The organism is Jatrophihabitans sp., from assembly GCF_051960575.1.
Lineage (GTDB): Bacteria > Actinomycetota > Actinomycetes > Mycobacteriales > Jatrophihabitantaceae > JBQCEE01.
This window is the reverse complement of the sequence record NZ_JBQCEE010000200.1, coordinates 1-3,209: the sequence shown is the minus strand read 5'-3', so window position 1 is coordinate 3,209 and position 3,209 is coordinate 1. Positions and strand designations below refer to the sequence as shown.

Genomic DNA, 3,209 nt, shown 5'->3' with positions numbered 1-3,209 from the left:
CCTTCCGGAACGTCTACGCGCCGGCACCGACTGCTGTCCCCACACCCTTCGTACCGCCGGCCTCAGGCTTTCCGATCATCGCTCTCGGCGGGGGCATCAGCATCGACCGGTCGGGAAACTCGAGCATCACGCTCCCCTCCGGTGCCGGCATCGCGACGAACGGCGGGGGCGACTTCGCGGGCAGCAACCGGCCCCTGTCGCCGCCTGACGCGCCGATCTATGCGACAGGCGACTGCCCCGACCGGGTATGTCCGACCAACTGGTATCCCAACAGCGGTACGGTTGCCGACCCCTACTACGGGCTGCCGGCTCCTTCCTCGACGGTCACGCAGACCAACTACAACTGCTCCGGCAACACCGTCTCCCCCGGTGTCTACGCGAACACGCTGTCGATCGGCGGCAACACCGTCTGCACGCTGCAGCCCGGCATCTACATCTTCCACGGCGGCATCTCGCTCGCCGGTACCTCATCAATGGTGAGCAGTGGCGGCGTGCTGCTGTACTTCGACAACAACAGCACCATCTCGATGGGTGGCGGGAACAGCATCAAGATCTCACCCATGTCCTCCGGCACCTATAGCGGCATGTCGATCTTCCAAGCGCACGGCGACACAACCTCGATGAGCATCACCGGCAACCCGAGCATCAGCGGTCCAGGAACCGCCAATGCGGGCATCATCTATGCACCGGACGAGGACTACGCGTCCAACGGCAATCTCTCGATCACGTGCAAGCAGTTCATTGTCAGCAGCATCACGATCAGTGGCTCCGCGGGCGGCCTGACGCTCACAACAGGGTGAGTCGACGCGCGATCCGGTGGCTGAATTGCTGGACGACGACGTGAGGTCGGCGTAAAGTTGCGTGGTGGCGGGGGTCGCCTTCGGCACGGCAGGAGCCCGCCATGTTCATCGCCTCGCTCGTCCTCGTCACCGCTGCGCTCGTCGCGGTCGTCGGCGTGTGCACACGGAAAGCGCACAAGCCGGCCATCAAGGAGACGGGCAGCCTCGGTGCCCTCGTCCTCACCGGACGCATCGGTGAGGGCAAGCCGTTGTCCGTCACCACCGGCATGACGCCGCGGGTCGCACCGCTGAGCGCGCCGACCAGCGTGCTGCGCCTGCACGCGTCCAACGGCGTCATCGCCTACGACATCGCTGCGGCCGACGTCGTGCTCATCCGCGTGCTCTCGCAGGGCAAGACCGTCTTCACCGCGGGCAGCGACCGCCGCTCGACGGCGCGCACGTGGCACGTCGGCGACATGGCCGGCTGGGAGATCCAGGTCATCGCCATCGACGGCACCGTCCTGCACGCCTTCGGGGCGCCGGGTGCGCGCATCGACGCCGACATCGCGCGGCTCATGACCCGCATGAACGCGGTCGAGGTCATGCCGACGTTCGCGAGCCTCGCCGCGGCGTAGCCCGGCGAGAGCGTACAAACGACGGCATGGTCGCGGTCTGGTCCGTCGTTGCGGGCATCTTCGGGCTCGCGATCGGGTCGTTCCTCAACGTCGTCATCTACCGGGTGCCGGCGGGCCTGTCCGTCGTCAGCCCGCCGTCGCGCTGCCCCGTGTGCGAGCACCAGATCCGCGAGCGGCACAACATCCCGGTGTTCGGCTGGCTGATGCTGCGTGGGCGCTGCTACGACTGCAAGACGCCGATCAGCCCGCGCTATCCGCTCGTCGAGGCGGCCACTGGCGCGCTGTTCGCGGTCGCCGTCGCGATCCTGCTCAGCGCGTCTGAACGCGCGTTGATCCCGGGCACGCTCGCACTCGTCGCGCTGGTCGTCTCGGCCGCGCTGATGCTCGTCGACGGACACCGTCCGCCCCCGAAATTCCTGGCATTGACGACCATTGCCACCGCCGTGCTGTACCTCGCCGCGATCCTTTGGAAGTCGATCTAAACCAGCGCCTCAGTTCGGCCGATCCGGGGGCGTGACCCTCCGCCTGAGCGCCCTGCAGTCGGTGCTCGGCGGGCTGTTGGTGGCCCTCGCGTTCCTGGTCGACCCCGCGCTCGGTCACGCCGCCGTCGCCGCCGCAGCGATCGCCGCGGTGCGGCAGGGCACCAGGGGCCTGCCGCCCGCGCACCGCCGCCCGTGGCAGCTGCTCGCGGGCGTCCAGGTCGTCTGGGCCTGCAGCGACGCCCTCGGGACGCAACCGGCCGGCGCCGCGCTCCGCCTCACCGGCTACCTGGCCGCCGCCGCGGCGCTCGCGGCGATCGTGCACCAACGTCGCGGCGGGTACGACGTGGTCGACTCGCTCGACAACCTCGCCGTCGGCGCGGCGCTCGCACTGCTCTGGTGGGCGGTGTTCGCCCGCCCGGCGCTCGAGGCGGACATCCCCCTGCTGCGCATCGCGCTGCCGGCAGCCGCCGCAGTCGTCGCCGCCATGGTCGTGCGGCTGGTGCTCCAGACACCGGCGCGTCCGGCGGCGCTGACGATCCTGCTGGCCGGGCTCGCCTGCCTCGTCGCCGCCGACTCGGCCACCACCGTCCTCGACCAGTGGGCCGACCCGAGCGCCGGGGCGATCGGTGTGGCCCGCCTCGCCTTCGGCCTGGCGTGCGCCGCGGCTGTGCTGCACCCGTCCCTTACCGTGCTCGTCGCCGAGCGGCTTCCCCGCACCGAACTGTCGCGCGGCCGCATCGTCGCGCTGGGCCTCGCGCTGCCCACCGGCCCGGCGATCGTCGCCGTTCACGCGCTCGCCGGCGACACCGCCGACATGGGGCTCCTCGTCGCCGGCTCGGCCGTCGTCATCGGCCTCGTGCTCGCGCGGCTCGTCGTCACCGTGCGGCGCCTCGTCGCCACGCACCGCGAGCGCGACGCGCTCGAGCAGCAGCTGCTGCACCAGGCCCGGCACGACGTGCTCACCGGCCTGCCGAACCGCGCCGCGGCCCTGCGCGCCACCGAGTCGGCGCTGCACCGCGCGCGCCGCACCGGCGTCGTCGTCGCCCTGCTCTTCATCGACCTCGACGGGTTCAAGGCCGTGAACGACCTGCTCGGCCACGCGGCCGGTGACGCGCTGCTGCGCGAGATCGGGTTGCGGCTGCGGCGCACGATCCGTGAGACCGACGTGCTCGGACGCTTCGGAGGCGACGAGTTCATCGCCGTCGCCGCCGTCGACAGCGTCGACGGGGCCGCGCTGGCGGACCGCATCCGGGCCGCCGTCGCCGAGCCGTACGACGAGCTGCCGCCCGGGCTGCCCATCACGGCGAGCATCG

Annotated in this window: 3 protein-coding genes and 1 pseudogene; all 4 read left to right on the top strand. The window is 71.0% G+C overall.

Annotated features, from left to right (window positions below; translation table 11 throughout):
- A pseudogene (locus ACTHMS_RS11110) lies at positions 1-800 on the top strand (hypothetical protein); the annotation flags it as partial.
- A gap of 101 nt (positions 801-901) precedes the next feature.
- Entirely contained in the window at positions 902-1,414 is a 513-nt protein-coding gene (locus ACTHMS_RS11105) for a hypothetical protein (RefSeq protein ID WP_440306725.1), read from the top strand.
- Positions 1,415-1,440: 26 nt separating this feature from the next.
- A complete protein-coding gene (locus ACTHMS_RS11100; RefSeq protein WP_440306724.1) occupies positions 1,441-1,896 on the top strand; it encodes a prepilin peptidase in 456 nt (151 codons plus the stop codon).
- Between the two features lie 31 nt (positions 1,897-1,927).
- Positions 1,928-3,209, top strand: a 1,282-nt coding sequence (locus ACTHMS_RS11095) for a diguanylate cyclase domain-containing protein (RefSeq protein WP_440306723.1), incomplete at its 3' end; no start/stop codon positions are given.

What these genes read in the sequence shown, in the direction of transcription:
- ACTHMS_RS11100 (WP_440306724.1), top strand. Translation starts at nt 1,441, where the DNA reads ATGGTCGCGGTCTGGTCCGTCGTTGCGGGCATCTTCGGGCTCGCGATC.
- ACTHMS_RS11105 (WP_440306725.1), top strand. Translation starts at nt 902, where the DNA reads ATGTTCATCGCCTCGCTCGTCCTCGTCACCGCTGCGCTCGTCGCGGTC.